We start from the raw sequence: 5,552 nt of genomic DNA, 5'->3' as shown, positions 1-5,552 counted from the left end.
CCGTGAAACGGTGAACTGCTCTGGAACCGGGAACCGCGTAGGCAGTCGGATCAGCCTGGGTACAACAGCTCGGCGACATGCTCGGCGATCGCCAGGCTGGCCGTCAGGCCGGGGCTTTCGATGCCGAACAAATTGACGATGCGGCCGGCGCCATGGTCGGCCGGTCCCTGGATTGTGAAGTCGGCCGTCGGCTGGCCCGGCCCGGACAGTTTCGGCCGGATGCCGGCATAGGCCGGCTGCAGGGCGCCGTCGGCAAGCTCGGGCCAGTAGTGTCGGATCGCCTCGTAGAAGACAGCGCTTCGGCGTGGATCGACCGTATAGTCGAGGTGGTCGATCCACTCGACATCCGGACCAAAGCGCGCACCGCCGGCAAGGTCGAGGGTCAGATGCACGCCGAGGCCGCCATTGACCGGCACCGGATAGATCAGCCGCGAGAAGGGCGACCGGCCCGAAAGCGAAAAATAGTTGCCCCGCGCCAGCCAGAGCGGCGGAACGAGGTCTAGTGGAAACCCCTCGATCCGGTTGGCCAGGGCTTGGGCATCGAGACCTGCCGCATTGACGAAGGCGCCGGTTTTCAACGCGAAGATCTCGCCCTTGGCATCGCGCGTATCGATCCGGATTCCATCGGCTTCGATGGCCGCTCCGTCGACATCGGTGAGGAAGGCGAACGATGCGCCGGCGGCCTCCGCATCGCCGTGCAGCGACAGCATCAGCGCCTGGCTGTCGACGATGCCGGTCGACGGCGACAGCAGCGCGCCGGCGCATCTCAGCGCGGGTTCGAGACTTTCGGCTTGTGCCTGCGTAAGCAGATCGAGATCGCCAACCCCGCAGCTCTGCGCATTGGCCCTGATCGCGCTCAGCCTGTCCAACTGATCCGGTTCGACGGCGACGATCAGCTTGCCGGTACGGTCATGGGCGACGTTGTGTTCGCGGCAATAGGCGTAGAGCCGCTCACGGCCTTCGGCGCACAGCCGGGCCTTCAGGCTGCCCGGCGCATAGTAGATACCGGCATGGATGACTTCGGAATTGCGCGAGCTGGTGACCGTGCCGATCGTGCTGGCCTTCTCGACCACCAGCACCTCGCGTCCCGACAAAGCGACCGCCTTGGCAATGGCGAGCCCGACGACACCGGCTCCCGCAATGACACAATCGAAATCATGCATGGCTTGATATCACCGGGCGGAGTTGGAGCCGGCTGCAAAAACCTTGGCGCCACCGATCCAGACGCTCTTCATGTCGAGATTATCCGACAGCAAAACGATATCCGCCGCCGTGCCGTTGGCGAATCGCCCGAGCCGATGCGATTGCCCTATCGCCTGCGCCGGATAGAGCGAGGCCATGCGCAACGCTTCCGACAGGTCCAGCCCGACAATCCGGTGGACGTATCGAACCGCCGAGATCATGTCGAGATCGGCACCCGCCAGCGTTCCGTCGGCAAGCCGCAGGCTGCCATCCTTGCGGTAGATGGTGCGGCCGTTGAGCGTGAACGAGGTCATGTCGGTGCCGATTGTCGCCATGGCGTCGCTGACCAGCACGATCTTGCCCGGACCTTGCTTGGCGCGCAGCGCGATCTTGATGGTGGCGGGATCGACATGGATGCCGTCGGCGATAAGACCGGCGGACAAGGTGCCGATGTCGATGGCCGCGCCCGCCAGACCAGGCTCGCGATTGCCGATCTGGCTCATTGCGTTGAACAGATGGGTGACCACGCTCGCGCCGGCTTCGGCGAAGGTGCTGGCGGTGGCGTAGCCGGTGTCGGAATGGCCAAGACTGACGATGATGCCGGCTTTGGTCAGCGCCGCGACGCGCGCCGGCTCGACGGATTCCGGTGCGACGGTGGTGAGCAGCACCGGCAGCTTTTGCCGCGCCGCGATCAGCATCGCCTGGTCGGCGTCGGTCATCGGCCGGATCAGCGCCGGATCATGCGCGCCCTTGCGGGCGATCGACAGATGCGGGCCTTCGAGATGTAGGCCGAGGAAGCCCGGCACCTTCCGCAGCGCCGCTGCTTCGCCAGCGGCGACGGCGGCGGCGGTGACGCCGGGCGTGTCGGTGATCAGCGTCACGAGCAGCGCCGTCGTGCCGAAGGGCGCATGCGCCTTGCAGATGGTTTCGATCGAGGCGACATCGGGGTGGTCGTTGAGCATGACGCCGCCACCGCCATTGACCTGCAGGTCGACGAAGCCCGGCGCCAGCACGCCGCCGCCGGTGTCGACGACGCGGATATCCGAGGGGATGGCGCTGGTGGGCAAAATAGCCTCGACGAGGCCGTCGCGCACGACCAGCGCGTGGCCGTCATGCCAGTCGTCGCCATCGAAAATCCGGGCGCCAGTCAGGGCAAAACGGTCGCTCATACGGTCTCCGTCACCTTGCGAAGATTGCGCGGCGTGTCCGGATCGAGGCCGCGATGGCGAGCGAAGGCCTCGACGAACATGTAGAAGGACACGATCAGCGTCAGCGGATCGGTCAGCGGATGGCCGGTGGCGACATGCGGCAGGCGCACGGCGCGCTGGGCAAGTGCCGAGGTGACGAACACCGGCGCGCCCTTGGCCGCCAGGCTGTCGGCGGCCTCGGCGATCGACGGTTCGGACGCATCGCGCGCGGCCAGCGCCAGCACCGGAAAATCGGGTCCGATCAGCGCCAGTGGGCCATGCATGACTTCGGCGGCGCTGTAGGCCTCGGCATGCATGCCGCAGGTCTCCTTGAATTTCAGCGCCGCTTCGTTGGCCATCGCCGCCGACGGTCCGCGGCCGAGGATGAACAGCGACTTCTGCTTCTCGATCGTCTCGGCCAGCACGCTCATCCAGTCGCAGGCGATTGCCTTGCGGAAATGCTCGGGCAAGCGGGCAAGTGCCGCCAGCAGCGTATCGTCGCCGGTGGCATGCGCCATCAAAGCGAGGCCGGCGACAGCGGAGTTGATGAAGGTCTTGGTTGCCGCCACGCTGCGCTCGGGGCCGGCCAGGATATCGATCGCATAGTCCGAGGCCCGCGCCAGCGGCGAATCGGCTGTGTTGGTGATGGCGACGGTCAGCGCGCCGCCTGCCCGCGCGGTTTCGGCCATGGCGACGATGTCGGGGCTCTTGCCCGACTGCGAGATCGCCAGGCAGGCCGAGCCGGCGAGCCTGAGCTTGCGGCCATAGATCGAGGCGATGGACGGTCCGACCGATGCGACGGCCAGGCCGGCGGTCAGCTCGACGGCATATTTCATGAAGGTGGCGGCATGGTCGGACGAGCCGCGCGCCACGGTGACGACAAAATGCGGATCGCGTTCGCGGATGCCGCGCCCGGCCTCGGTCAGCACCGCGCCGGAGCCATCGAGCAGGCGAGCAACGGCTTGCGGGATCTCCTCGATCTCGCGCCGCATATGGGTGATCTCTGTCGATTTGGTCGGTTCTGTCGTCATGGTCGGCCCTCTTCGCTCGGCCCTGTCAGCCGCAGTTCGGCGACGAAATCATAGGCGTCGCCCCGGTAGATGGAGCGGGTGAATTCGATCACCTTGCCGCTCGCCAGATAGGAAATGCGTTCGATGTGCAAGCCGGCGACGCCCGGCGGCACTTCAAGCAGGCGCGCGTCGCTGTCGCCGAGGTTGGCGGCGGAAATGCGCTGCACCGCCCGCACCGGCCGGTTGCCGGTCAATTCCAGCGCCGCATAGAGCGAGGAGCCTATATCGGCCGGGTCGGGCAACACGCTGGCCGACAGCGAGGCGCGTTCGATCGCCAGCGGCGTGTCGTTGGCAATGCGCAGGCGCGCCACGCGTGCCACGAGTTCGCTCGACGACAGGCCGAGCACCATCATCTCGTCGGGTGAGGGCGCGTAAAGGCCGCGATCGAGCCATGCCGAACGCACCGCCATGCCGCGCCGCGCCATGTCTTCGGTGAAGGAGGTCAGTCGCGACAGCGACTGCTCGACGCGCTCCATGCGCGGCGCCACGAACGTGCCGGAGCCGTGGCGCTGCACCAGGATGCCGCCCTTGACCAGATCCTGCACCGCCTTGCGCACGGTGACCCGCGAAATGTCGGCCTTGGTGGCGATGTCGCGCTCGGAGGGCAGCGCGTCGCCCGGCCCGATCAGGCCGCGATTGACCGCATCCTCGATGCTCTTGCGAAGCTGCAGATAAAGCGGCGCGCCGCTTTGCGCCTGATGTTTCAGCGTGGCGAAGATCTGGTCGGCGGCCTCGCTCATCGAGCTGCCTCCGCGTGTCCGGCAAAAAGGCGGACTGCCATCTGCACCGCGCCGCCCAGTGCGTCGTCGAGCGGCGGCTTCAGCAGCGCCCGGTAGCGGGCAGACAGGCGCGGCGCGTAGAGCGGCGCCAGCCCGCCGAGCAGGCACAGCGGCGCGTCGTCCGCGAGATCGAGCGCGCCGAGCGAGGCTTCGACATCGGCGACCACCCTGTCGAGGATCCAGTTGGCAACGCTGTCGCCCTTCTCGGCATGCTCGAACACCTTGGGTGCGAAACCGCCGAAATCGCCTGGCTTGGCATTGGTGGTGAATTCGACCACGTCCTCCGGATTGTTGCGGAAAACGGCCAGCATGCTCTGCGTCAGCGGCGAGCCCGCGCGGACGCCGTCATAGGCAAGCAGTGTCTGTTCGAGCAGATCGCGGCCGATGCGGGCGCCGCTGCCCTGGTCGCCGACCTGGAAACCCCAGCCGCCTATGGCGCGCGATCTGCCGTTCTTGCGCGCCATATAGGCGGTGCCGGTGCCGAGGATGGCCATGGCGCCGTCACCGGAGCCGACAGCGCCTTCCAGCGCGATCTCGGCGTCGGTCTCGACGCGGCTGATGCTGAACGGCAGGATCGCTTCAAGCTGCTGCCGGTAGGTGCCGACATTGGCGCCGGCAAGGCCGAGAATGGCCGGTGTTAGCGGGATCAGTTCCGGATCTTGCCCGGCGGCGATGAACGCCTGCCTGGCGGCCTCGACGATGTTCGAGCGGGCGCCGGTCAGGTCTGTACGGATGTTGGCGGCGCCGCTCTTGGCGCGGCCAACAACAGTGCCGTCGGCTGTTGCCAGGGCGGCCCTGCAGCTGGTGCCGCCGCCATCGATTCCGAGCACGAAATTCACGTGATTTCTCCTCCGGGCGGATAATACCAATAAAATACCAATAGCCAAGAGTTAATTTCCGTTTCAAAAAGATTAAGCCGTATTTTATTGAAAAACCTAGGCATTTCGTCGGCTCAGCGATTTCCGACCTGCGAATTCGTTAATGCGTGTGGACAAGTGGTATTTTTTTGGTATTGTTCTGGTATTGGAGGAACCGGGATGGCCGAAACGCGCACCGAAGCGCTTCACCAGAATGCCGAGGGGCTGGATATCCAGGCCCCGGACGCCATCCTTTCCTATTTGGCCGATGCGCAGATCGAAGCCGCCAAGGTCGTGCGTCATGCCATTCCATCCATCGCCAGGGCGGCCGAGATCGTCGCGGGCAAGCTGAAGGGCGGCGGCAAGCTTGCCTACGCCGCAGCCGGCAGCTCCGGCCTGATGGCGCTGGCCGATGCGCTGGAGTTGCCCGGCACCTTCGGCATTCACCGCGACCGCATCGCCATCCTGATCGCCGGC

5 protein-coding genes and 1 pseudogene are annotated in these 5,552 nt (G+C 66.1%); 1 reads left to right on the top strand and 5 read right to left on the bottom strand.

Annotated features, from left to right (window positions below; translation table 11 throughout):
* Window positions 1-50: 50 nt before the first annotated feature.
* The 5 genes from FCU66_RS39090 to FCU66_RS39070 are packed head-to-tail and all read right to left on the bottom strand — an operon-like array spanning window position 51 to window position 5,057.
* Window positions 51-1,163, bottom strand: coding sequence for an NAD(P)/FAD-dependent oxidoreductase (locus tag FCU66_RS39090; RefSeq protein ID WP_136619552.1), 1,113 nt, complete (start codon window positions 1,161-1,163; stop codon window positions 51-53).
* Window positions 1,164-1,172: 9 nt separating this feature from the next.
* Window positions 1,173-2,351, bottom strand: a complete 1,179-nt coding sequence (nagA, locus tag FCU66_RS39085) for an N-acetylglucosamine-6-phosphate deacetylase (protein ID WP_136619551.1) — start codon at window positions 2,349-2,351, stop codon at window positions 1,173-1,175.
* Complete coding sequence (locus tag FCU66_RS39080; RefSeq protein ID WP_136619550.1) at window positions 2,348-3,400, bottom strand: SIS domain-containing protein; 1,053 nt, start codon at window positions 3,398-3,400, stop codon at window positions 2,348-2,350. The genes nagA and FCU66_RS39080 overlap by 4 nt, the downstream gene beginning before the upstream one ends.
* Window positions 3,397-4,179 (bottom strand): GntR family transcriptional regulator, encoded by a 783-nt coding sequence (locus tag FCU66_RS39075; protein WP_136619549.1) that lies wholly within the window; start codon window positions 4,177-4,179, stop codon window positions 3,397-3,399. The genes FCU66_RS39080 and FCU66_RS39075 overlap by 4 nt, the downstream gene beginning before the upstream one ends.
* The gene (locus FCU66_RS39070) at window positions 4,176-5,057 is read right to left on the bottom strand and encodes a glucosamine kinase nucleotide-binding domain-containing protein (RefSeq protein WP_136619548.1); all 882 of its coding nucleotides are present in this window, start codon (window positions 5,055-5,057) and stop codon (window positions 4,176-4,178) included. Before FCU66_RS39070 ends, FCU66_RS39075 begins: the two co-directional genes overlap by 4 nt.
* Window positions 5,058-5,255: 198 nt before the next feature.
* Between FCU66_RS39070 and FCU66_RS39065 the strand changes: the two are divergent.
* Window positions 5,256-5,552 (top strand): annotated as a pseudogene (locus tag FCU66_RS39065) (N-acetylmuramic acid 6-phosphate etherase); the annotation flags it as partial.

This window comes from Mesorhizobium norvegicum (genome assembly GCF_004919685.1).
Taxonomy (GTDB): Bacteria; Pseudomonadota; Alphaproteobacteria; order Rhizobiales; family Rhizobiaceae; genus Mesorhizobium; species Mesorhizobium norvegicum.
The sequence above is the reverse complement of the archived record's forward strand: the minus strand, read 5'-3'. Positions and strand labels throughout refer to the sequence as shown.

Excerpts from the sequence above, each read along its gene's own strand:
- nagA (WP_136619551.1), bottom strand. The coding sequence starts at position 2,351 with ATGAGCGACCGTTTTGCCCTGACTGGCGCCCGGATTTTCGATGGCGAC.
- FCU66_RS39075 (WP_136619549.1), bottom strand. The coding sequence starts at position 4,179 with ATGAGCGAGGCCGCCGACCAGATCTTCGCCACGCTGAAACATCAGGCG.
- FCU66_RS39080 (WP_136619550.1), bottom strand. The coding sequence starts at position 3,400 with ATGACGACAGAACCGACCAAATCGACAGAGATCACCCATATGCGGCGC.
- FCU66_RS39090 (WP_136619552.1), bottom strand. The coding sequence starts at position 1,163 with ATGCATGATTTCGATTGTGTCATTGCGGGAGCCGGTGTCGTCGGGCTC.